The following is a 21752-nucleotide window of genomic DNA, read 5'->3' on the forward strand; positions in this document are numbered from 1 at the left end:
GATCCGGGAGGAAACCAGCATGGCCGTCACCGATGAGCTGCGTAACGCGCTGACCGACCCCAAGCCCCTCTTCTTCGTCGCCGGCGCGCTCGACCTCGGCGCCAAGCAGGCCGCGAAGGTCCCGGAGAAGATCCCGGTGCTGGTCGAGCGGATCCAGACCGAGGTCCCCGCCCGCTTCGAGGCCGTGCGCAACACCGACCCCAAGGTCGTCCAGGAGAAGGTCGTCGACCGGGCCAAGGAGGCCCAGGCCGCCGTCACCGCCAAGGTGACCGAGGTCGTCGGCGCGCTCGACGGCGATGTGAAGAAGCTGGGCGACTCCGTCCAGCACCTCGCCCTCCAGGCGGTCGGCCTCGCGGTCGAGACGCTGGTCAAGGGCCGCGAGGGGTACGACAAGGTGGCCGAGCACGGCCAGGCCGCCGTCAAGGCGTGGCGCGGCGAGGCGGCCGAGGAGATCCTCGACGTCGCCGAGCTCGTCGAGCCGAAGGGCTCGCCGGAGCCCGCGTCCGACGGCTCCGCCTCCACCGAACCGGCCGCCGCCGCGTCGGAGCCCGCCGAGGCTCAGCCCGCTGCCGCCAAGAAGCCGGCCGCGCGCAAGTCCACGGCCAAGAAGACCGCGGCCAAGCCCTCGGAGTGAGCCGGGGCCGTCGCGGGGGCGGGCACCTCGGGCACCTTTTCGGTGCCCGCCTCGTTTGACGGGTACCTTGGCCGCGTAGGGACCGATCCCGGGAAAGGTGGTGGACGACCGTGCTGATGCAGGGATTCATGGGGTTCATGTGGCTGCTGAGTACAGCCCTGACCGCACTGAGCCTGTTCGCGCTAGTGGACGCGGCCTTCCGCCGGGAGGACGCGTTCCGCGCGGTCGACAAGCAGACCAAGCCGTTCTGGCTGATCATCCTGGCCATCGCGCTGCTGGTCAGCGTGTTGTTCCCGCTGCTCTCGTTCCTGCCGGTGATCGGCGCGGTGGCGGTGATCGTCTACATCGTGGACGTCCGTCCCGCGGTGCGGCAGATCAGTGGCGGCCGGGGTCGCGGCGGCCGAGGCGGCCGTCGCGGCGGTTCGAGCAGCGACGGGCCGTACGGGCCGTACAACGGCGGGCGCTGAGTCCCTGAGCCCCTGAGACCCGTTCCGTACGAGTGCTCGCCCGGCCCTGACCCGGCGCCATAGCGTCCGGGTCAGTCGCATATCCGGGTCAGTCGCGTGTCCGGGTCCGCTCCAGCAGCAACACCGCCACGTCGTCGGTGAGTTCACCGCCGTTGAGCTCGCGGGCCTCGGTGACCGCCGCTTCCAGCAGTGACTCGCCGCGCAGGCCCGTCGTCAGCAGCCGGTTGACCATCTCGGTCATGCCCTCCTGGCCCAGCCGCTGTTCGCCGACGCCGGTGCGGCCCTCGATGAGGCCGTCCGTGTACATCAACAGGCTCCACGCCTCGCCCAGTTCCACCCGGCGGCGCGGCCAGCGCGTCTGGGGCAGCAGCCCGAGCGCCGGGCCGCCGCTCTCGTACGCGAGCAGACCCGCCGGGCCGCCCGCGCGGGTGATCAGCGGCGCCGGGTGGCCCGCCAGGCTCAGCTCGGCGCGGCGGCCGTCCGGCGCGATGTCGACCGTACAGAGCGTCGCGAAGATCTCGTCGCTGTCCCGCTCGTGCTCCAGCACCTGCTGAAGCGTCGTCAGGAGCGCGTCGCCGCACAGCCCGGCCAGCGTCAACGCCCGCCAGGCGATCCGCAGTTCCACTCCCAGCGCGGCCTCGTCGGGGCCGTGCCCGCAGACGTCGCCGATCATGGCGTGGACGGTGCCGTCGGGGGTGCGGACGGTGTCGTAGAAGTCGCCGCCCAGCAGGGCGCGGGAGCGGCCCGGCCGGTAGCGGGCGGCGAAGAGCAGCGCGGAGCCGTCGAGCAGCGGCGTGGGCAGCAGCCCGCGCTCGAGGCGGGCGTTCTCCTGGGCGCGCAGCCGTGACTCCGCCAGCTTGTACTGCGCGGTGTCGGCCCGTTTGCGCTCCACCGCGTACCGGATGGCCCGGCTCAGCAGCCGGCCGTCCAGCTCGTCGCGGAAGAGGAAGTCCTGGGCGCCGACCCGGACGGCCTCGGCGGCGCGCTCGGCGTGGGTGGAGGCGGTGAGCGCGAGGACGGCGTGCCGGGGCGCGAGGCGCAGCAGGTGCCGCAGCGCGGCGAGCTCGTCGTCGGGGTCGCGGCCGGGCAGCGCCAGGTCGAGCAGGATGCAGTTCACGTCGTCGGTGAGCAGCCGCTCGGCCTCGGTGAGGTTGCGCGCGGTACGGATCCGCACCCGCGCCTCGGTGCTGTGCAGCAGCTCGGAGACGGTGAAGGGGCCGACCGGGTCGTCCTCGATGACGAGCAGGTCGAGGGCGGCGGCCGGCTGGGGAGCGGTGCCGCCGACACTCGTCTCCGGTCCCGCGACGCCGGTCGCGGGCGCGTCCGGCGCCGTCGGCACGACCGCTCCGCCCGCGCCGCCGAGAGCCTCCGGACCGCCCGTCCCGACCAGCCCCCCGGGCATCCGGGCGCCCGGCAGACCAGGGGCCGGGGCCAGCGGGCCCGGGGCGGGCAGGGCCGGCTCGCCCGGTCCCGGCGGGGGTGTGCGAGGGGACCACATGTGCGGTGCGGGCATCGTTCCGGTCTCCCTCCTCCCGAGGGCGCCGCGGAACGCAGGGCTGCGTTGCCGCCAGTTCCGGACCCTAGCGTCATGGGGCCGCGCAGTGGAATGGCGTCCGGTGACTGTTCGGCAAATGGCTCATGGCATATGCCACATTGCCTTACTTGTCCGGGCGGACGACTCCCAGGATCGGCATGGTGCCCGCGCCCGCCACCGTCACGTTCCGCCCCGGGCGGGGGGCGTGCACGATCGCTCCGTCGCCCACGTACATGCCGACGTGGGTCGCGTCCGCGAAGTAGATGATGAGATCGCCCGGACGCATGTCCTTGATGGCGACATGCGGCAGTTGTGCCCACTGCTCCTGGGAAGTGCGCGGAATGCCCCGGCCCGCCGCGAGCCAGGCCTGCGAGGTCAGGCCCGAGCAGTCGTAGGAGAGCGGCCCCTCGGCGCCCCACACATACGGCTTGCCGATCTGGTCGGTGGCGAACTTCACCGCCTTGCGGCCCTGCTCGCTCGCCCGGCCGTTGATCTCCTTCAGTATCCCCGAACTCAGCCAGTCCGTCTGCGCCTTGTACTGCTGCTGGCGCTCCAGCTCGGCGAGCCGCTCGCGCTCCTTCGCCTCCAGCTGGGACTCCAGCTTCTCGGCGGCCGCGATCTTGCCGGTGATCTCCTTCTTGGCGGTCTCCTTCCTGACCCGGTTCGCCTCCAGCTTCTTCCACTGGGCCGAGGCGTCCTTCGAGTACTGCGCCAAGTCCTGTTGCGTACGGTTCAGTTCGGCCAGCAGGCCCTGGGTGGCCTGCTGGCCCTGGCGCAGCCGGTTCGCGCCGTCCAGGAAGCCGTCCGGGTTTCCGCTGAGCATCATCTGCGCGCCGAACGGCAGCCCGCCCGTGCGGTACTGGAGCCGGGCCGCCGCCCCCGCCTGGTCCTTGAGCCGCTTGATCCGCTCCTCGCCCTTGACGATCTCCTGGGCGATCTTCACGATCTCCGCCGACTGGAGCTTGGTCTGCTCCTGGGCCTGGTTGTACGCCTCGGTCGCGACCGCCGCCTGCCGGTAGAGCTCGTCTATCTCCTTGCGGACGTCCTCAAGGGGCTTCGACGTCACCGGGGCGGCCGGGGGAGCGGCCGACGCGGTCGGGTCCGGCTTCGGATTCGGCGCGGCGAACGCCGTGGCCGGCATCGCGAGCACGGTCAGGGCGCACACCACGGTGATCGCGGTGGCCAAGCGGCGCGGCTGCACTAAGTCTCCCCCTTTGGACAACCGGACAACTCCAGGCAATACGGTAGGTGATTTACCGTCAGTAACATTCTGGCGACGTCGTGATGGTGCCATGCCGCCTCCCAAAACGACAGGGGCGGACGGGCACCTCACGGGTCACCCCCCGCGTGTGGGACGAACGAAAGGGGCCGCGCGTTCCCCTCGGAGCTCCTCGCCCCCGGTATTCACTCGTGCGTGGTCAGCCGTCCCCAGCGGCGCCGCCCCAGGTGCACGCACGCCGGGCGCGCTCGCCCCCTGCGGTCACGCGCCTCTGCGGTCACGCGCCCCCACAAGCACTCACCCCCACGAGCACTCACCCCCGAGGCGCCAGCGCCCCCCACTCCACCGTGACCTCCCCCTGCCGCCACCGCCGGGGCCCGTCCGTCAGCGGCCAGTGGGCCGCCAGGTCCCGGACCGCCCGGATCCACCGCTGCCGCGCGCCCAGCGAGGCGTACGGGGCCGCCGCCGCCCACGCCCGGTCGAAGTCGCGCAGAAAGGCGTGTACCGGCTCGCCCGGCACGTTTCGGTGGATCAGCGCCTTCGGCAGCCGCTCCGCCAGGTCCGAGGGGCGCTCCAGCGAGCCCAGCCGGGTCGCGAACGTCACCGTGCGCGGCCCCGACGCGTCCAGCGCCACCCACACGTGCCGCCGCCCGATCTCGTCGCAGGTGCCCTCGACGAGCAGCCCGCCCGGAGCGAGCCGCCCGCACAGCCGCGCCCAGACGGCCGCGACCTCGCCCTCCTCGTACTGCCGCAGCACGTTCGCCGCCCGGATCAGCAGCGGGGGCCGCGGCAGCGGCACCTCGAAGCCGCCGTGCACGAAGGTGAGGCCCTCGCGCTCGTACGGCTTGGCGGCCGCGACCCGGGCCGGCTCGATCTCGATCCCCACCACCGACACGGCGGGCGCGGCGGTGCGCAGCCGCTGGAGCAGTTCGACGGCCGTCCAGGGGGCGGCCCCGTACCCCAGGTCCACCGCGACCGGCGCCTCGGCGCGGCGCAGCGCGGGCCCGTGCACCTCGGCGATCCAGCGGTCCATGCGGCGCAGCCGGTTCGGATTGGTGGTGCCGCGCGTGACGGTGCCGACGGGTCGCTTGGGTGGAGCCATAGGACGAGGGTAGGCGCCAGGGGGGAGGGGGCCCGGCACGAGCCCGACGGGCAAGTTTTCGGCAAAAGTGCCGGGAAGCGGAAATGAAAGGAAGGGTTCCGGTGGTTACCGGTCATTGAGGGCGCGTACGTGCCCTCCGCACGCATGCCCAGCTCCACCTGCCCAGCTCCACAGCGCCACCCGCCTTGCACCCGGTCGAGAGGACGTCGACGTGAGCCAGTACGTGTCCCGGTTCACCGGCACCCTGGCGGGGCCGCCCCGGCTCCGGCTGCCCGGGGGCCACCGCAGGCCGCGCCGGATCGCCATGCTCAGCGTCCACACCTCCCCGCTGCACCAGCCGGGCACCGGCGACGCGGGCGGGATGAACGTCTACATCGTGGAGCTCGCCAAGCGCCTCGCCGCGATCAACATCGAGGTGGAGATCTTCACCCGGGCGACCACGGGCGGCCTGGCTCCCACGGTCGAGATGGCGCCGGGCGTGCTCGTACGGCATGTGGACGCGGGCCCGTACGAGGGCCTGGCCAAGGAGGAGCTGCCGGCCCAGCTGTGCGCCTTCACCCACGGCGTGATGCAGGCCTGGGCGGGCCACCGGCCCGGCCACTACGACCTCGTCCACTCCCACTACTGGCTCTCCGGCCACGTCGGCTGGCTCGCCGCCCAGCGCTGGGGCGTGCCGCTGGTGCACGCCATGCACACCATGGCCAAGGTGAAGAACGCCGCGCTCGCCGACGGCGACACGCCCGAGCCCGCCGCGCGCGTGATCGGCGAGACGCAGATCGTGAACGCGGCGGACCGGCTCATCGCCAACACCGCCGAGGAGGCCGACGAGCTCGTCCGCTTCTACGACGCCGACCCCGGCAAGGTCGCGGTCGTCCACCCCGGGGTGAACCTGGACCGGTTCCGGCCCGGGGACGGCCGGGCGGCGGCCCGGGCCCGGCTCGGCCTGCCGCAGGACGCCCTGGTGCCGCTCTTCGCGGGCCGCATCCAGCCGCTGAAGGCGCCCGACGTCCTGCTGCGGGCGGTGGCGGTGCTGCTCACCGAGACCCCGTCGCTGCGCTCGCGGCTGGTGGTGCCGGTGATAGGCGGGCCCTCGGGCAGCGGGCTCGCCAAGCCGGAGGGGCTGCACAAGCTGGCGGCCCGGCTCGGCATCTCGGACGTGGTCCGGTTCCATCCGCCGGTCGGCCAGGACCGGCTCGCGGACTGGTTCCGGGCGGCGTCGGTGCTGGTCATGCCCTCGTACAGCGAGTCCTTCGGGCTGGTGGCGATCGAGGCGCAGGCGGCGGGGACGCCGGTGGTGGCGGCGGCGGTGGGCGGTCTGCCGGTCGCGGTGCGCTCCGGCGAGACCGGCTTCCTGGTGCCCGGCCACGACCCCGGTGACTACGCGCGCGCCCTGCGCCGCTTCGCGGACGACCCCTCGCTGGTCGACCGGATGGGCGCGGCGGCCGCCCGGCACGCCCAGTCCTTCGGCTGGGGCACGGCCGCGTCGGCCACGGCGGACGTCTACACCGCCGCGATGCAGGAACACCGCCGTCGCGTACGCTCGCACCATGGCTGACGCACGGGCTGTGATCGAGGCGTACCTGAAGGACGCGGAGCTGGAGTGGGAGTCCCCGGACCCGGACTCGTACGTGGTGAAGCTCCCCGGCACGCGCAAGCTCTCCACGACCTGCTCGCTGCGGGTCGGCCGCCACTCCCTCTCGGTGAACGCCTTCGTGGTGCGCCACCCCGACGAGAACGAGGCGGGTGTCCACCGCTGGCTCCTGGAGCGCAATCTGCGGCTGTACGGGGTGGGTTACGCGATCGATCCACTCGGCGACGTGTACCTCGCGGGCAAGCTGCCCCTGGCCGCCATCACCCCCGAGGAGCTGGACCGGCTCCTGGGCACGGTCCTGGAGGAGGCGGACGGCTCCTTCAACACGCTGCTTGAGCTTGGGTTCGCGTCGGCGATCCGCCGGGAGTACGAGTGGAGGGTGTCGCGCGGCGAATCCACCCGAAACCTGGACGCGTTCACGTCTTTGACCCAACGGAAGTAAGTGGCCCGGCCTTTGTCTGCGGGCCGGTGGCGGGCTGGTCGCGCAGTTCCCCGCGCCCCTAGGTAGTACGGCCCGTTCGGGCGTCCCTGGAAACCCTCTTCGTCTGCGGGCCGGTGGCCTCTTCTCGCGCAGTTCCCCGCGCCCCTGAAAGCCTGTGGCTGAGCTGGGGTCTCTGGCTGCGGCCGGTTACCTAAGGGGCGCGGGGAACTGCGCGAGCAACCCGCCACCCAGCCGCAGACAAACCGGGCACAAAAGGGGGCGCGGGGCGCCGGAGGCCGTCAGACCACGGAGTCCGTTCGGGGCTCTGCGCGCTCGGGCGTGCTGACCCCGGCCACCACGTCCTGGTCACCCGTCAGGCCCCGCATCAGCAGCGCGTACCCGCCCGCCGCCACCGTGCCGAGCACCGCGCAGGCCGCCCAGAGCCAGTCCGCGCCGAACCGGTCGACCACGAAGCCGGACAGCAGCGGGGCGACCAGCGCCGCCACCGACCAGGACATCGTGTAGACGCCCTGGTAGCGGCCCCGGCCGTGGACCGGGGAGAGGCGCACCACCAGGCCGGTCTGGGTGGGCGAGTTGACGATCTCGGCCAGCGTCCAGACGCAGATCGTCAGCGCGTACACCGCCACCGAACCCGCGAAGGCGGTGAGCCCGAACCCGTACCCCGCGAGCAGCGCCGAGACGATCAGCAGCCGGCGCGGGTCGCGGTGCTCGATGGCCCGGGTGACCGGGATCTGGAGGGCGACGATCAGTACGCCGTTGACCGCGATCGCCAGACCGAAGTCCGCGCTGGAGAAGCCGTCCGCGCCCATCGCCACCGGCAGACCCACGTAACCCTGCTGGAAGATCAGGGAGATGAGGAAGGAGAGCCCGACCACGCCCATGAAGCGGCCGTCGCGGAAGACCGTGCCGAGGCCGATCTCCGGCTCGCGCTCCTTCTCCCGTACCGCCGAAGCCGTCGCGTCGGGACGGGACTCGGGCAGCTTCAGGAAGACCAGGACCGCGCAGACCAGGGTGAGGGAGGCCTCGCCGAGGAAGCCCGCCAGATAGCTGTGCTGGGCGATGAAGCCCGCGCCCGCCGAGGAGACGGCGAACCCGAGGTTGATCGCCCAGTAGTTGAGCGAGAAGGCCCGCATCCGGTCCTCGGGCTTCACGATGTCCGCCATCATCGCCTGCACCGCCGGGCGCGAGGCGTTGGAGGCCATGCCGACCAGGAAGGCGACCGCGACGATCGCCGCCGGGTCGGTCATGAAGCCGAGCAGCGCCACCGAGAAGGCCGTCGCCGTCTGGGCGATCATCATCGTGGGGCGCCGGCCGAGCCGGTCGGTCAGGACGCCCGCGCCGAGCGAGGAGACCACGCCGCCCAGGCCGTGCAGGGAGACGACGAGACCGGCGTACGAGGCCGAGTAGCCGCGCTCATGGGTGAGGTACAGCGTCATGAAGGTGGCGACGAACGCGCCGAGCCGGTTGATCAGCGTGCTTGTCCACAGCCACCAGAACTCCCGGGGCAGACCCGAGACGCTCTCTCGTGCGGCGCGTCTGAGACTGGCGACGGACATCGATTCCCCCGAAGATGTGTAAGTGGCGCAGGTGATGTCCGCAACTTACGACGCAGGGGTCGGAGCGCGCCACTCAATTGACACCGTCCGTCAATCGTCCACGTGCCGAGACGCTTCCGGCGGCTTCCTCCCCGCGCGCGCGAGGGCCCGCGAACGTCGATTACGCTCGTGCGCATGGCCGACGCACCGTACAAGCTGATCCTCCTCCGCCACGGCGAGAGCGAGTGGAACGAGAAGAACCTGTTCACCGGGTGGGTGGACGTCAACCTCACCGCGAAGGGCGAGAAGGAGGCGGCGCGCGGCGGTGAGCTGCTCAAGGACGCCGGCCTGCTCCCCGACGTGCTGCACACCTCCCTCCAGAAGCGCGCGATCCGCACGGCCCAGCTGGCGCTGGAGTCCGCCGACCGCCACTGGATCCCCGTCCACCGCTCCTGGCGTCTGAACGAGCGCCACTACGGCGCGCTCCAGGGCAAGGACAAGGCGCAGACGCTCGCCGAGTTCGGCGAGGAGCAGTTCATGCTGTGGCGCCGCTCGTACGACACCCCGCCGCCGGCCCTGGGGGACGGCACGGAGTTCTCGCAGAGCGACGACGCCCGTTACGCGACGATCCCGCCGGAGCTGCGCCCGCGCACCGAGTGCCTCAAGGACGTCGTCGTCCGCATGCTGCCGTACTGGTACGACGGCATCGTCCCGGACCTGCTCGCGGGCCGCACGGTCCTGGTCGCCGCCCACGGCAACTCGCTGCGCGCCCTGGTCAAGCACCTCGACGGCATCTCCGACGCCGACATCGCGGGCCTGAACATCCCGACCGGCATCCCGCTCGTCTACGAGCTCGACGCCGACTTCAAGCCGGTCAAGCCCGGTGGCACCTACCTCGACCCGGACGCCGCCGCGGCCGCGATCGAGGCGGTCAAGAACCAGGGCAAGAAGAAGTAGCCGCCCGTCGGCTCCAGCGCGCGAAGGGCCCCGTCCGGTTTCGGACGGGGCCCTTCCCGTAGCGCTTCCTCAGCAGCCGCCGCCGCACTGGCAGGCGCCGCCCGACTGGCAGCCGCACTGGCAGCCGGGGCCGCACGAGCAGCCCGAGGCTTCGGGGGCGGGGGTCGGGGTCTCGGTCATGGTCCCTCCCGGGGTTGGGGGTACGCGCACCTCACCCCATTGGATGCCCACCGGGGCGGGCGCATCAACGGCGCACACAGGATGACCTCACGCGCCGGTACGTGCTCCCGGTCGCCCCCGGGCACCCGTTACGCGCCTTCGACCTGCACCGGCGGCTGGAGCTCGTCCGCGTGCTCGCCGGTGACCAGGTAGACCACCCGCTTGGCGACCGAGACGGCGTGGTCGGCGAAGCGCTCGTAGTAGCGGCCCAGCAGCGTCACGTCGACGGCGGTCTCGATGCCGTGCTTCCAGCGGTCGTCCATCAGGTGCTGGAAGAGCGTGCGGTGCAGCAGGTCCATCTCGTCGTCGTCCTGCTCCAGCTGGAGCGCCAGGTCGACGTCCTTGGTGATGATCACCTCGGCGGCCTTCGCCATCAGGCGCTGGGCGAGCTGGCCCATCTCCAGGATGGTGGCGTGCAGGTCGCGCGGGACCGCCCGCTCCGGGTAGCGCAGCCGGGTCAGCTTGGCCACGTGCTGGGCCAGGTCGCCCGAGCGCTCCAGGTCGGCGCTCATCCGGAGCGAGGTCACCACGATCCGCAGGTCGGTGGCGACCGGCTGCTGGCGGGCCAGCAGGGCTATCGCGCGCGCCTCCAGGTCGTGCTGCAGATCGTCGACCTTCTGGTCGGCGGCGATCACGCTCTCGGCGAGCTTGAGATCGGCGTCGAGCATGGCCGTCGTGGCGCGCCCGATCGCCGACCCGACAAGGCGGGCCATCTCGACCAGGCCCTCGCCGATCGAGTCAAGTTCCTCGTGGTACGCGTCCCGCATGGGGTGTCCCTCTTTCGATGACTCCGGGCAATGACTTCCGGGGAGGCAGGGGGTGTCGTGACTCCCACGCTCCCACGTTCCGTGGGCTACGCGTCCGATTCGGCCACACCAAGTGAACCAGCACTATCACCATGGTGAACTCTGGGCGACGAACGTTCGAGCAGGCACCCGGATGGCTGGGAGAGTGTCGGCGCACCCGCATAACCTGGATGCATGGACGTGAACGCGGCGGTCGCCGCAGCGGCAGCGATCGCCGGGTTGTGCACCGGTGTCATCGCCATGCTGGCGTTCCGCTGGAGCGAGCGCGACCAGGCGCGGCCCACCCGGACATCCCTGCACACGGACGCGGTGCTGCCGCCCGGCGTGGACACCGTGCTCTCGGTGCTCCGCTCCTCGGCGGTGGTGCTCGACGAGAGCGACTCGGTGGTCAAGGCCAGCTCCGCGGCGTACGCCCTGGGGCTGGTCAGAGGCGGCAAGCTGGCCGTGGAGCCGATGCTCCACATGGCCCGCGACACCCGCCGCGACGGCGAGATACGGCAGGTGGAGCTGGACCTGCCACGCCGGGGCACCGGCCGGGGCGAGGCCCTGGCGGTCTCCGCCCGCGTCGCCCCGCTCGGCTCCCGCCTCGTCCTCCTCCTGGTCGAGGACCTCACCGAGGCCCGGCGCATCGAGGCGGTCCGGCGCGACTTCGTCGCCAACGTCAGCCATGAGCTCAAGACGCCGGTCGGCGCACTCTCCCTGCTCTCCGAGGCCGTCATGGACGCCTCGGACGACCCCGAGGCGATCACCCGCTTCGCGGGCCGGATGCAGATCGAGGCCAACCGGCTGACCAACCTGGTCCAGGAGCTCATCGACCTCTCCCGGGTGCAGAACGACGACCCGCTGGAGGACGCCGAGCCCGTCCGGGTCGACGAGCTGGTGGCCGAGGCCATCGACCGCTCCCGCCACCCCGCCTCCACCAAGCAGATCACCATGGCCGCGGGCGGCACGGCCGACCTGTACGTGTGGGGCAACCGCGGCCAGCTCGCCGCGGCCCTCGGCAACCTCGTGGAGAACGCCGTCAACTACTCCCCGGCCAGGACCAGGGTCGGTATCGCGGGCCGCCGCGTCGCCGCGCCCGGCGGGGACCTGATCGAGATAGCCGTGACCGACCAGGGCATAGGCATCTCGGAGAAGGACCGGGAGCGCGTCTTCGAGCGCTTCTACCGCGTCGACCCGGCCCGCTCCCGCGCCACCGGCGGCACGGGCCTGGGCCTGGCCATCGTCAAGCACGTGGCCGCCTCGCACGGCGGGGAGGTCACGGTGTGGAGCTCCGAGGGACAGGGCTCCACCTTCACCCTGAGGCTGCCGGAGGCCGGCGCCGTACGGGACCGCGCCGCACCCGACCCCGTAGGCCCGGACGACGACGCCGTCGACGAGCCGCCGTACGACACCTTCCCCACCGCGCACGACTCCACCACTGTGCCCCCTGCCCCGGAGGTCCTTCCGTGACCCGAGTGCTCGTCGTCGAGGACGAGGAATCGTTCAGCGACGCCCTGTCCTACATGCTCCGCAAAGAGGGCTTCGAGGTCGCCGTGGCGGCCACCGGGCCCGACGGGCTGGACGAGTTCGAGCGCAACGGCGCCGACCTCGTGCTGCTCGACCTGATGCTGCCGGGGCTGCCCGGCACGGAGGTCTGCCGCCAGCTGCGCGGCCGCTCCAACGTCCCGGTGATCATGGTCACCGCCAAGGACAGCGAGATCGACAAGGTCGTCGGCCTGGAAATAGGAGCCGACGACTACGTCACCAAGCCCTTCTCCTCCCGGGAGCTCGTGGCCCGCATCCGCGCGGTGCTGCGCCGGCGCGGCGAGCCGGAGGAGGTCACCCCGGCGGCGCTGGAGGCCGGCCCGGTCCGTATGGACGTGGACCGCCATGTGGTCACCGTCTCCGGCGGCAAGGTCGACCTGCCGCTGAAGGAGTTCGACCTGCTGGAGATGCTGCTGCGCAACGCGGGCCGGGTGCTGACCCGCATGCAGCTGATCGACAGAGTCTGGGGCGCGGACTACGTCGGCGACACCAAGACCCTCGACGTCCACGTCAAGCGCCTGCGCGCCAAGATCGAGCCGGACCCGGGCGCGCCGCGCTACCTGGTGACGGTCCGGGGGCTGGGCTACAAGTTCGAGCCGTAGAGAGCGCGGTGCCGCGGAACACGCGCCGCGTGAACGAGGAGGGGCCCCGGACTGCTGTCCGGGGCCCCTCCTCGTAGGACGGGTACGTCAGTACGCCGTGCCTTGATGACGCGTAACTCAGTGCTCCGCGCCCGTGCTCGCGCTGCCCGACGGCTTGCCGCCCTTGGCCGGGGTGCCGGACGGCTTGCCCGAGGGCTTGCCGCCGGCGGGTGCGCCCGGCTTCGTGGTGGCGCTCGGCGAGGTGCTCGTGCCCGGCTCGCCGGGAGCCACCGGGGGCTTGGGGAGGTCGCTGGGGCCGTAGCCCTCGAAGTAGCTGGTCGCGGGGACCACGAAGGCGCGCAGCGTCACGTCGCCGGCCTTGCTCAGCTGGAAGGTGACCCGCTGGGCGTCGCCGTTCTTGGCGGCCTCCTTGCCGTTCTCGACCACGGCGGACGCGTTGTCCTTGCCGCCGATGACCAGCGAGCCGTGCGCGGGGACGGTCAGTCCGGTCTGGCCCTTGCCGGGGGAGAGCTTCACCGTGGCGCCGGAGGACGCGAGCTTGATCGCGTCGAGCGTCTGCGGCTTGTCGCCGTTGTTGAAGATCGCCGCGGTGATGACGGCCGGACCGGCGGCGTCCGCCTTCGGCTGGGTCAGCACGGTCGCGTTCTGGATCTTGATGTCGCCGACCTTGACGGCGGCGTTGTCCGGCTTCACTTCGAGCGTCTGCGCGTCGTTGCCGGCCGAGCAGGCGGCGAGGGAGGCGAGCGAGAACGCGATGGCAGAGGCGGCGAGGGCGCCGCGTCGAAGGCTGCGGCTCACGGCGGCGGCAACTCCTTGGACGTAAGGACATCTAAAGGACAGCTAAGTCTGTGTCAGCTGGCTTAGGTTACCGAGCCGTCTCCGGGAGCCCGCACCCGACCCGCCCCAGTGCGCGGGCGCGCCGCGCCAGGACCCGCGCGCCGTGGCGCGCGCACCCCCCGCGCCCGTCCCCGGAACCGCCCCCTCCACCCCGCCGAGGCCTCCGCACCCACTCTGATCTCGGCGTTTCCCGCGCCGTTCACATATCCCCGGTGATCAATTCCCCGGACCGCCACGTATTCCTTACCGAAAACCTCCCCGCCCGCATCCGTTGATCAATTCACGAAAAAATCGCAGTCCCGCCGAACGGGTGACCGATCACCGAACGGAGCAGTGGAAGTTCACCGCTTGGAACCCGACAAAACGGGACGTTCAGACCAACTGGAGGGGGTTGCGGAAGGTGTGACGGGCATGTTTCCCTGCCCCCGAACAGCCGCTCCGACCTGCGAATACCCCCTTCCGTGAGCCCTCCGCAGCACGTTCCTGTTGCTGTTGTCAAGCCCCGAGATATGCCCTGACCTGCGAAAACGCCATTCAGAACAGGCTGTTCTCGTGTTACCCTGGATAGCCACGGAAGGGGTACCTGTCACATGACGTTCAAGGTTGGCGACACCGTGGTCTATCCCCATCACGGGGCCGCGCTGATCGAGGCCATCGAAACTCGCCAGATCAAAGGCGTGGACAAGACCTACTTGGTGCTCAAGGTCGCCCAGGGCGACTTGACGGTGCGCGTGCCCGCGGACAATGCGGAGTTCGTAGGCGTACGCGATGTGGTCGGGCAGGACGGGCTGGACCGGGTCTTCGAGGTGCTGCGGGCACCGTATGCGGAAGAGCCCACGAACTGGTCCCGTCGCTACAAGGCAAATCTCGAGAAGCTCGCCTCCGGCGATGTCATCAAGGTCGCCGAAGTGGTGCGCGACCTGTGGCGTCGTGAGCGCGAGCGCGGACTCTCCGCAGGTGAGAAGCGCATGCTCGCCAAGGCGCGCCAGATCCTGGTGAGCGAGCTCGCACTCGCTGAGAACACCAACGAAGACAAGGCCGAGGCCCTCCTCGACGAGGTTCTCGCGTCCTGACACTGGAGAGTCCGGGGGCTTCGCCTCCCGGAGGACCAGCAATTGCCGCGGTGCCCGCTGACCAGCAGTGACCCTACTGCTGTGTCGCCGGGCGCTGCGGCATGTTCGGACATCATTCGTCACCACGGCACCCGCAGCGGCGTGCCGGGCCGGGTGGTGCGCCCGACCGGTCGTCACGGAAGGGGCCGGTCAGGGGCGTCGCGCCCAGCTTGCTGAGGCCATACCCATGTCGCCGAAGGACACAAACCTTGTCTGAGGAAACGCGCGTTTTCCGCACCGCAGCCGTGATTCCGGCGGCCGGCCGCGGTGTGCGGCTCGGCCCGGGCGCCCCCAAGGCGCTCCGCGCGCTGAACGGCACGCCCATGCTCATTCACGCCGTACGGGCGATGGCCGCCTCCCGCGCCGTCTCGCTCGTGGTCGTCGTGGCCCCGCCCGACGGCGCCACCGAGGTCAAGAACCTGCTGGCCGAGCACGCGCTGCCGGAGCGGACCGACTTCGTCGTGGTGCCCGGGGGCGACAGCCGCCAGGAGTCCGTGCGGCTGGGCCTGGCGGCCCTGCCGCCCGGCATCGACGTGGTCCTCGTCCACGACGCGGCCCGCCCGCTGGTGCCGGTCGACACCGTCGACGCGGTGATCGAGGCGGTACGGGACGGGGCCCCGGCCGTCGTCCCCGCGCTGCCGCTCGCCGACACCGTCAAGGAGGTCGAGCCGCATACCGACGGCACCCCCGAGCCGGTGCTCGCCACGCCCGACCGGTCCCGGCTGCGCGCCGTCCAGACCCCGCAGGGCTTCGACCACGCCACGCTGGCGCGCGCCCATGAGAGCGTCACCGGCGAGGTCACGGACGACGCCTCCATGGTCGAGCGGCTCGGCCTGAAGGTCGTGGTCGTCCCCGGCCACGAGGAGGCCTTCAAGGTCACCCGGCCGCTGGACCTGGTGCTGGCCGAGGCGGTCCTGGCCCGCAGGAGGGCGAACGATGGCTTCTGAGACGCCTCCGGCGCCGGTGATCCCGCAGGTCGGCATCGGCACCGACATCCACGCCTTCGAGGAGGGCCGCGAGCTGTGGTGCGCGGGCCTGCTCTGGGAGGGCGAGGGCCCCGGCCTCGCGGGCCACTCCGACGCCGACGTGGTCGCCCACGCCGCCTGCAACGCGCTGTTCTCGGCGGCGGGCCTCGGCGACCTCGGCGCCCACTTCGGCACCGGCCGCCCCGAGTGGTCCGGCGCCTCCGGTGTCACCCTGCTCACCGAGGCGGCCCGGATCGTGCGGGCCGAGGGCTTCGGCATCGGCAACGTGGCCGTCCAGGTCGTCGGCCCCCGCCCCAAGATCGGCAAGCGGCGCGACGAGGCCCAGAAGGTGCTCTCGGACGCGGTCGGCGCGCCGGTCTCGGTCTCCGGCGCCACCACCGACGGCCTGGGCTTCCCCGGCCGGGGCGACGGCCTCGCCGCGATCGCCACGGCGCTGGTGTACCGAACCGGATGAACACGTTCCGGCGGGCGCCCCGAGCGGCCGCCGCGTCGGCCGCCGAAACCGCCGGCCGGGCCCGCCGGAAAAGCTTCTGTCACACTTCGGTGCCCCGTGGACGAAGGGTCGCGGGGCACTGCTACGGGGCCACTACCCTGGTGTGGTGACTATTCGCCTGTACGACACCAGCGCCCGGCAGATCCGCGACTTCACCCCGCTCGTGCCGGGCTGTGTCTCGATCTACCTCTGTGGCGCGACCGTCCAGGCGCCGCCGCACATCGGGCACGTCCGCTCCTATCTCAACTTCGACATGCTGCGCCGCTGGTTCACGTACCGCGGCTACGACGTGACCTTCGTCCGGAACGTCACCGACATCGACGACAAGATCATCCGCAAGTCGGCCGACCAGGGCCGTCCGTGGTGGTCCATCGGGTACGAGAACGAGCGCGCCTTCAACGACGGCTACAACGCGCTGGGTTGCCTGCCGCCCACGTACGAACCGCGCGCCACCGGCCACATCACCGAGATGATCGAGATGATGCGCGGCCTGATCGAGCGCGGTCACGCCTACGAGGCGGACGGCAGCGTCTACTTCGACGTCCGCTCGTACCCCGAGTACCTCTCGCTCTCCAACCAGGAGCTCGACAACCTCCAGCAGCCCGCCGAGGAAGGCATCACCGGCAAGCGCGACCCCCGCGACTTCGCCATGTGGAAGGCCTCCAAGCCCGGCGAGCCCGACTGGGAGACCCCCTGGGGCCGCGGGCGGCCGGGCTGGCACCTGGAGTGCTCCGCCATGGCGCACAAGTACCTGGGCGAGGCCTTCGACATCCACGGCGGCGGGCTCGACCTGATCTTCCCGCACCACGAGAACGAGATCGCCCAGGCCAAGGCCTTCGGTGACGCCTTCGCCGCGTACTGGATGCACAACGCCTGGGTGACCCTGTCCGGCGAGAAGATGTCCAAGTCGCTCGGCAACTCGGTCCTCGTCTCCGAGATGCTCAAGCACTGGCGCCCGATCGTGCTGCGCTACTACCTCGGCACCCCGCACTACCGCTCGATGATCGAGTACAGCGAGGAGGCGCTGCGCGAGGCGGAGTCCGCCTTCGCGCGCATCGAGGGCTTCTGCCAGCGCGTGGTCGAGAAGGCGGGGGGCACGGTCGAGCCCGCCGCCCAGGTGCCGCCCGCGTTCGCCGAGGCGATGGACGACGACCTCGGCGTCCCGCAGGCGCTCGCGATCGTCCACACCACGGTCCGCCAGGGCAACAGCGCGCTGGCCGCCGACGACAAGGAAGAGGCCATCGCCCGGCTCGCCGAGGTCCGGGCCATGCTCGGTGTCCTCGGGCTCGACCCGCTGGACGCCCACTGGGCGGGCGAGGCCGACCGCGGCGAGGAGCTGCACGGCGCCGTCGACACGCTCGTCCGGCTGGTGCTGGAGCAGCGCGAGGCGGCCCGCGCCCGCAAGGACTGGGCCACCGCCGACGCCATCCGCGACCAGCTGACCCAGTCCGGCCTGGTCATCGAGGACAGCCCCAGCGGCCCCCGCTGGACCCTCGGCCCCCGCTGACGGGGCAGCGCGATGTGCCGCCCGGGCGCCCGGGCGGCACACTTCATATACGTACGTACGCAGGACCCACGGACGCAGCGACGGCCCGTAGGTCGCTAAATCACGGAAACAGGTAGGTCATGGCCGGGAACAGCCAGCGCAGGAACCGCCGCACGTCCAACAAGAAGGGCGCGACGGTCGGCAGCGGTGGCCAGCGGCGCAGGGGTCTCGAGGGCAAGGGCCCCACGCCCAAGGCCGAGGACCGCAAGAAGCACAAGAAGAACCGCATCGCCACCGCCCGGGCCAAGCAGGCGGCGACCCGCCGCCCGGCTCCGCGCCGCGGCGGCCCCAAGGGCACCTCCGAGATGGTCGTCGGCCGCAACCCGGTCTTCGAGGCGCTGCGCGACGGCGTCCCGGCGACCACGCTGTATGTGCAGCAGTACATCGAGAACGACGAGCGGGTGCGCGACGCGCTCCAGCTCGCGGGCGAGCGCGGCAACATCAACCTGATGGAGGCCCCGCGCGCCGAGCTCGACCGGATGACCAACGGGCTCAACCACCAGGGCCTGGTCCTCCAGGTCCCGCCGTACGAGTACGCGCACCCGCAGGACCTCCTGGAGGCCGCGTACGACAACCACGACGAGCCGCTGATCGTCGCCCTTGACGGCGTCACCGACCCGCGCAACCTCGGCGCCATCGTCCGCTCCACCTCCGCCTTCGGCGGCCACGGCGTGGTCGTGCCGGAGCGCCGCGCGGCCGGGATGACGGCCGGCGCCTGGAAGTCCTCGGCGGGCACCGCCGCCCGTACGCCGGTCTCGCGCGTCACCAACCTGACCCGCGCCCTGGAGGACTACAAGAAGGCCGGTGTCACGGTCGTGGGCCTCGCCGCCGACGGCGAGCACACGGTCGAGCAGCTGGAGGCGCTGGCCGGTCCGGTCGTCATCGTCATCGGCAGCGAGGGCAAGGGCCTGGGCCGCCTGGTCGGCGAGACCTGCGACTACCGGGTGCGGATCTCGATGCCGGGTGGCGCCGAGTCGCTGAACGCCGGTGTCGCGGCGGGCATCGTGCTGTACGAGGCGGCGCGCCGCCGCAAGGGCTGAGCCGCCCGGCGCCACGCGCTCCCGGTGTCCGACGCCCGTCCGGAGTAGGTGATCTTGACGGGCCTCGGACAGATCCCCCTCGTCAAGGCAGTGTCCTAAACCTCCATCACTCGGTTAGATGAGTGTGGACACCAGAACGCCCCGGCCCGGGTTCGACGATCAGCCTGCCCTCAGTATGGTCAAGGTGGACTCCGACCCGGCGCAGGTCATCGTCAACCACGCCAGTTTCCGGGTGCACTTCGCCCCGAAGGCCCAGTCGAAGCGACCGCTGAGGGACCCGGCGCGGGTGCCGGGCACCCCGGGAGCGGCCCGCCGCCGGGCCCCGGTGGTGTGGAGCGGCCGGGCGGCGCCCGGGGCGACCGGCCTGTTGCAGGCGGTGCGCGGCCTGGACGCGCCGGCGGCGTCGGCCGAGGCGCTCGACGTGGGCACCACCCAGGTCATCCCGCGCGTCGACGAGGACACCATGCCGACGCCGGTCGTGGTCGCCCCGCGCGCCCCGCTCGCGGACTCCGCGGCCGGCGCCGAGACGGCCCTGCTCCAGGCGGTGCGCCAAGGGGCGTACGGGGACGGCGACTTCGACGCGTTCGAGCGCGGCTACGGCGACGAGGGCCCCGACGGCGCGGACGGCCCCGAGGGCCCCGAAGGCCCCGACGGCTCCGGGCCGCGCGGCCAGCGGCACGGCGCGGACCAGGTGCGGCACGCGTACTACCCCGGCCGCCGGATGAACCTCGGCGTGGTCCTGCTCCCGCTGCGCGTCTTCCTCGGCTTCATCTCCGTCTACGCGGGGATGGGCAAGCTCTGCGACCCCGTCTACTTCGACGGCGGCGAGCGCGGCTCGATGATGAAGTGGCTGAACTCGCTCCACCCGTGGGCGCTGGCCGAGCCGCTGCGCGCCTTCGCGCTCCAGCACCCGGTCGGGGCGGGCCTGTCGGTGGCCTTCCTCCAGATCGTGGTGGGCGTGCTGACCATGCTGGGCCTGTGGCAGCGGGTCGCGGCGGTCTTCGGGGCGCTGCTCTCCGCGGCCCTGCTGCTGACGGTGAGCTGGCAGACGGTCCCGGCGTACGACGCGCCGGACTTCATCTACCTCGCCGCCTGGTCCCCCCTGATCACGGCGGGCGCTCCCGTCTACTCCCTGGACGCCCGCCTCTCCGGCGAGGCCTGGCGCCGTCTCGGCCCGCGCTCGACGCTGTGGGAGCTGCGACGGCGGGTGCTGCGGCGGGGGACGGTGATGGCGACGGTCGTCGTCGGACTGACGCTGCTGATCGGGTCGCTGCTCGGCGGGGCGGTCCGCTCCACGGAGATGGTGACGGTGCCGGGTCCGAACTCCGACCCCACCAACTACCTCCCCGGCACCCCGCTGGCGCCCGCGCCGCACTCGCCCGCGGCCCGCCGGCCCTCCCCGAAGCCGTCCGTCAGCGGCTCGGCCAAGCCGTCCGTGAAGCCGTCGAAGAAGGCGGCGTCCAAGCCGGTACGGGAGTCGGGGGCGGTGGGGGGTGTGCCTAGCCAGACGTCCCAGGGGACGACGGGGCACAAGGCGCCGCCGACCCGCCACCGGTCCGCGCCGGCGGCTCCGCCGTCGACGAGCTCCGGGCCGACGTCGACGGGGGGTTCGTCGACTCCGTCGGGAGGGTCGGGGGGCTCGTCGACAGGGAATCGGAACCCGATCGGTGGCCTGCTGGGGTAGTTGCCCGGGGTTTGCCCCCCACCCCGCCCCTTCCCTAAACCCTCCGGGGGTGGGGGGAGGGGCGGAGCCGTCTCACCCGGGGGCTACGCCCCCGGACCCCCCGTTTCACCTGCGGACCGGCGGCCGCTCCTCGCGCAGTTCCCCGCGCCCCTGGAAGCCTCGCTCGTCTGCGGACCGCGACCGGTTGCTCGCGCAGTTCCCCGCGCCCCTGGAAGCCTCGCTCGTCTGCGGACCGCGACCGGTTGCTCGCGCAGTTCCCCGCGCCCCTGGAAGCCTCGCTCGTCTGCGGACCGGCGGCCGCTTCTCGCGCAGTTCCCCGCGCCCCTCAGGCGGCCCGCCGCAGCCGGACAAGCCAGCTCAGCCACAGGCCTTGGGCGACCTCCACGAGCGACAACAACCCCGCTCAGCCACAGGCCTTGGGCGACCTCCACGAGCGACGGCAACCCCGCTCAGCCACAGGCCTTTAGGGGCGCGGGGAACTGCGCGAGAAGCGGCCACGACCTGCAGACAAGGACCGGGCCCTGAAGGGGCGCGGGGAACTGCGCGAGCAACCGGCCACCGGCCCGCAGACGAAGACCGGGCGCAAAAGGGGGCGCGGGGAACTGCGCGGCCAGTCGGCCACGGGCCGCAGACGGAACGGGGGCTCGGGGCGCAGCCCCGGAGTAAAGGGGCTTACGGGGACGACAGTTCCTTCGCCGCCTCCGTCAGGTCCTTCGCCGTGTCGATGGCCCGCCAGTACGCCCCGTGCGGCAGCGGGTACCCGGCCAGGCGGCGCTCGCGGGCCAGGCGCGGGAACGTGGTGCGCTCGTGGTCCCCCCGGTCCGGCAGCAGCGCCGTGAACGCCGAGGAGAACACGTACACCCCCGCGTTGATCAGATACGGCGAGGGCGGCGACTCGATGAAGTCCGTGATGTGGCCGAAGGCGTCCGTCTCGACCGCGCCCCACGGGATACGGGGACGGGCCAGCGCCAGCGTGGCCGTGGCGTCGCGCTCCCCGTGGAAGGACGCCATCTCCCGCAGGGAGAACCGTGTCCAGATGTCACCGTTCGTGGCGTACCACGGCTGATCGGGGTGCGGCAGGTGCGCGGCGGCGTACTTGAGCCCGCCACCCCGCCCCAGCGGCTCGCCCTCGACCACCGTCGTGACGCGCAGCGGCAGTTCCGCCGAGTCCAGCCACTCCTGGAGCACACCTGCGAGATGGCCGCAGGAGATCACGGCGTCGGTGACGCCCTCCGCGGCCAGCCAGGCGAGCTGATGGCCGATGATCGGGGTCCCGGTGCCCGGGATCTCGACCATCGGCTTGGGGCGGTCGTCGGTGTACGGACGCAGTCGTGAGCCCTGGCCGCCCGCCAGGACCACGGCCTGCGTCGGGAAGGTCGAAGTCGTGCTCGCAGTCATGCGGTGAACGATATGCGGTAC

General features: G+C 72.1%; 20 protein-coding genes. 13 read left to right on the forward strand and 7 right to left on the reverse strand.

Annotated features, from left to right (window positions below; translation table 11 throughout):
- Positions 1 to 19: 19 nt before the first annotated feature.
- A complete protein-coding gene (locus ABD236_RS32885) occupies positions 20 to 634 on the forward strand; it encodes a hypothetical protein (RefSeq protein ID WP_344080635.1) in 615 nt (204 codons plus the stop codon).
- 116 nt (positions 635 to 750) lie between these two features.
- A complete protein-coding gene (locus tag ABD236_RS32890; protein ID WP_344080998.1) occupies positions 751 to 1101 on the forward strand; it encodes a DUF2516 family protein in 351 nt (116 codons plus the stop codon).
- 88 nt (positions 1102 to 1189) lie between these two features.
- On the opposite strand, the gene ABD236_RS32895 is transcribed toward ABD236_RS32890, so the two are convergent.
- From ABD236_RS32895 to ABD236_RS32905, 3 genes are all read right to left on the reverse strand, one after another.
- Positions 1190 to 2614: a PP2C family protein-serine/threonine phosphatase gene (locus tag ABD236_RS32895; protein WP_344080638.1), complete on the reverse strand. Its 1425-nt coding sequence runs from the start codon at positions 2612 to 2614 to the stop codon at positions 1190 to 1192.
- Positions 2615 to 2759: 145 nt separating this feature from the next.
- On the reverse strand, positions 2760 to 3776 hold the full coding sequence (locus ABD236_RS32900; RefSeq protein WP_425544007.1) for a C40 family peptidase: 1017 nt from the start codon (positions 3774 to 3776) through the stop codon (positions 2760 to 2762).
- 391 nt (positions 3777 to 4167) lie between these two features.
- Positions 4168 to 4956: a class I SAM-dependent methyltransferase gene (locus ABD236_RS32905; protein ID WP_344080644.1), complete on the reverse strand. Its 789-nt coding sequence runs from the start codon at positions 4954 to 4956 to the stop codon at positions 4168 to 4170.
- Positions 4957 to 5167: 211 nt separating this feature from the next.
- Between ABD236_RS32905 and mshA the strand changes: the two genes are divergently transcribed.
- A complete protein-coding gene (gene mshA / locus ABD236_RS32910; RefSeq protein ID WP_344080647.1) occupies positions 5168 to 6511 on the forward strand; it encodes a D-inositol-3-phosphate glycosyltransferase in 1344 nt (447 codons plus the stop codon).
- Entirely contained in the window at positions 6504 to 6989 is a 486-nt protein-coding gene (locus tag ABD236_RS32915; protein ID WP_344080650.1) for a type III secretion system chaperone family protein, read from the forward strand. Before mshA ends, ABD236_RS32915 begins: the two co-directional genes overlap by 8 nt.
- Positions 6990 to 7267: 278 nt before the next feature.
- On the opposite strand, the gene ABD236_RS32920 is transcribed toward ABD236_RS32915, so the two are convergent.
- Positions 7268 to 8545 carry an MDR family MFS transporter gene (locus ABD236_RS32920; RefSeq protein ID WP_344080653.1) on the reverse strand — a complete coding sequence of 426 codons (1278 nt, stop codon included), beginning with the start codon at positions 8543 to 8545 and terminating at the stop codon, positions 7268 to 7270.
- Positions 8546 to 8719: 174 nt separating this feature from the next.
- Here ABD236_RS32920 and ABD236_RS32925 point away from each other — a divergent pair, with 174 nt between their 5' ends.
- Positions 8720 to 9481 (forward strand): phosphoglyceromutase, encoded by a 762-nt coding sequence (locus ABD236_RS32925; RefSeq protein ID WP_344080656.1) that lies wholly within the window; start codon positions 8720 to 8722, stop codon positions 9479 to 9481.
- A gap of 308 nt (positions 9482 to 9789) precedes the next feature.
- Here the strand turns inward: ABD236_RS32925 and phoU are convergent, their stop codons facing one another.
- Complete coding sequence (gene phoU / locus ABD236_RS32930) at positions 9790 to 10467, reverse strand: phosphate signaling complex protein PhoU (protein WP_344080659.1); 678 nt, start codon at positions 10465 to 10467, stop codon at positions 9790 to 9792.
- A gap of 213 nt (positions 10468 to 10680) precedes the next feature.
- On the opposite strand from phoU, the gene phoR reads away from it, so the two are divergent.
- Together phoR and phoP are read left to right on the forward strand one after the other, a co-directional pair.
- Entirely contained in the window at positions 10681 to 11958 is a 1278-nt protein-coding gene (gene phoR, locus ABD236_RS32935) for a two-component system sensor histidine kinase PhoR (protein WP_344080662.1), read from the forward strand.
- 5 nt (positions 11959 to 11963) lie between these two features.
- The gene (gene phoP / locus ABD236_RS32940; protein ID WP_465270246.1) at positions 11964 to 12635 is read left to right on the forward strand and encodes a two-component system response regulator PhoP; all 672 of its coding nucleotides are present in this window, start codon (positions 11964 to 11966) and stop codon (positions 12633 to 12635) included.
- Positions 12636 to 12752: 117 nt separating this feature from the next.
- Here the strand turns inward: phoP and ABD236_RS32945 are convergent, their stop codons facing one another.
- On the reverse strand, positions 12753 to 13433 hold the full coding sequence (locus ABD236_RS32945) for a copper chaperone PCu(A)C domain-containing protein (RefSeq protein ID WP_344080667.1): 681 nt from the start codon (positions 13431 to 13433) through the stop codon (positions 12753 to 12755).
- Between the two features lie 629 nt (positions 13434 to 14062).
- Between ABD236_RS32945 and ABD236_RS32950 the strand changes: the two genes are divergently transcribed.
- The 6 genes from ABD236_RS32950 to ABD236_RS32975 all read left to right on the forward strand — a co-directional run bounded on the left by ABD236_RS32950 (position 14063) and on the right by ABD236_RS32975 (position 20333).
- The gene (locus tag ABD236_RS32950) at positions 14063 to 14545 is read left to right on the forward strand and encodes a CarD family transcriptional regulator (protein ID WP_003953493.1); all 483 of its coding nucleotides are present in this window, start codon (positions 14063 to 14065) and stop codon (positions 14543 to 14545) included.
- A 248-nt stretch (positions 14546 to 14793) separates the two neighbouring features.
- Positions 14794 to 15531, forward strand: a complete 738-nt coding sequence (ispD, locus tag ABD236_RS32955; protein WP_344080670.1) for a 2-C-methyl-D-erythritol 4-phosphate cytidylyltransferase — start codon at positions 14794 to 14796, stop codon at positions 15529 to 15531.
- Positions 15521 to 16024: a 2-C-methyl-D-erythritol 2,4-cyclodiphosphate synthase gene (gene ispF, locus ABD236_RS32960; protein ID WP_344080673.1), complete on the forward strand. Its 504-nt coding sequence runs from the start codon at positions 15521 to 15523 to the stop codon at positions 16022 to 16024. The genes ispD and ispF overlap by 11 nt, the downstream gene beginning before the upstream one ends.
- Before the next feature lie 145 nt (positions 16025 to 16169).
- Positions 16170 to 17570 carry a cysteine--tRNA ligase gene (cysS, locus tag ABD236_RS32965; RefSeq protein ID WP_344080676.1) on the forward strand — a complete coding sequence of 467 codons (1401 nt, stop codon included), beginning with the start codon at positions 16170 to 16172 and terminating at the stop codon, positions 17568 to 17570.
- Between the two features lie 119 nt (positions 17571 to 17689).
- Positions 17690 to 18649, forward strand: a complete 960-nt coding sequence (gene rlmB, locus ABD236_RS32970; protein ID WP_344080679.1) for a 23S rRNA (guanosine(2251)-2'-O)-methyltransferase RlmB — start codon at positions 17690 to 17692, stop codon at positions 18647 to 18649.
- Positions 18650 to 18767: 118 nt separating this feature from the next.
- The gene (locus ABD236_RS32975; protein WP_344080683.1) at positions 18768 to 20333 is read left to right on the forward strand and encodes a DoxX family membrane protein; all 1566 of its coding nucleotides are present in this window, start codon (positions 18768 to 18770) and stop codon (positions 20331 to 20333) included.
- A 672-nt stretch (positions 20334 to 21005) separates the two neighbouring features.
- Here the strand turns inward: ABD236_RS32975 and ABD236_RS32980 are convergent.
- On the reverse strand, positions 21006 to 21731 hold the full coding sequence (locus tag ABD236_RS32980) for a nucleotidyltransferase family protein (RefSeq protein ID WP_344080686.1): 726 nt from the start codon (positions 21729 to 21731) through the stop codon (positions 21006 to 21008).
- Positions 21732 to 21752: the final 21 nt, after the last annotated feature.

Origin of the sequence: Streptomyces crystallinus (assembly GCF_039521265.1) — a bacterium.
Taxonomy (GTDB): Bacteria; Actinomycetota; Actinomycetes; order Streptomycetales; family Streptomycetaceae; genus Streptomyces; species Streptomyces crystallinus.

What these genes read in the sequence shown, in the direction of transcription:
- ABD236_RS32885 (WP_344080635.1), top strand. Translation starts at nt 20, where the DNA reads ATGGCCGTCACCGATGAGCTGCGTAACGCGCTGACCGACCCCAAGCCC.
- ABD236_RS32890 (WP_344080998.1), top strand. Translation starts at nt 751, where the DNA reads ATGCAGGGATTCATGGGGTTCATGTGGCTGCTGAGTACAGCCCTGACC.
- ABD236_RS32895 (WP_344080638.1), bottom strand. Translation starts at nt 2,614, where the DNA reads ATGCCCGCACCGCACATGTGGTCCCCTCGCACACCCCCGCCGGGACCG.
- ABD236_RS32900 (WP_425544007.1), bottom strand. Translation starts at nt 3,776, where the DNA reads ATGCCGGCCACGGCGTTCGCCGCGCCGAATCCGAAGCCGGACCCGACC.
- ABD236_RS32905 (WP_344080644.1), bottom strand. Translation starts at nt 4,956, where the DNA reads ATGGCTCCACCCAAGCGACCCGTCGGCACCGTCACGCGCGGCACCACC.
- ABD236_RS32915 (WP_344080650.1), top strand. Translation starts at nt 6,504, where the DNA reads ATGGCTGACGCACGGGCTGTGATCGAGGCGTACCTGAAGGACGCGGAG.
- ABD236_RS32920 (WP_344080653.1), bottom strand. Translation starts at nt 8,545, where the DNA reads ATGTCCGTCGCCAGTCTCAGACGCGCCGCACGAGAGAGCGTCTCGGGT.
- ABD236_RS32925 (WP_344080656.1), top strand. Translation starts at nt 8,720, where the DNA reads ATGGCCGACGCACCGTACAAGCTGATCCTCCTCCGCCACGGCGAGAGC.
- phoU (WP_344080659.1), bottom strand. Translation starts at nt 10,467, where the DNA reads ATGCGGGACGCGTACCACGAGGAACTTGACTCGATCGGCGAGGGCCTG.
- phoR (WP_344080662.1), top strand. Translation starts at nt 10,681, where the DNA reads ATGGACGTGAACGCGGCGGTCGCCGCAGCGGCAGCGATCGCCGGGTTG.
- ABD236_RS32950 (WP_003953493.1), top strand. Translation starts at nt 14,063, where the DNA reads ATGACGTTCAAGGTTGGCGACACCGTGGTCTATCCCCATCACGGGGCC.
- ispF (WP_344080673.1), top strand. Translation starts at nt 15,521, where the DNA reads ATGGCTTCTGAGACGCCTCCGGCGCCGGTGATCCCGCAGGTCGGCATC.
- rlmB (WP_344080679.1), top strand. Translation starts at nt 17,690, where the DNA reads ATGGCCGGGAACAGCCAGCGCAGGAACCGCCGCACGTCCAACAAGAAG.
- ABD236_RS32975 (WP_344080683.1), top strand. Translation starts at nt 18,768, where the DNA reads ATGAGTGTGGACACCAGAACGCCCCGGCCCGGGTTCGACGATCAGCCT.
- ABD236_RS32980 (WP_344080686.1), bottom strand. Translation starts at nt 21,731, where the DNA reads ATGACTGCGAGCACGACTTCGACCTTCCCGACGCAGGCCGTGGTCCTG.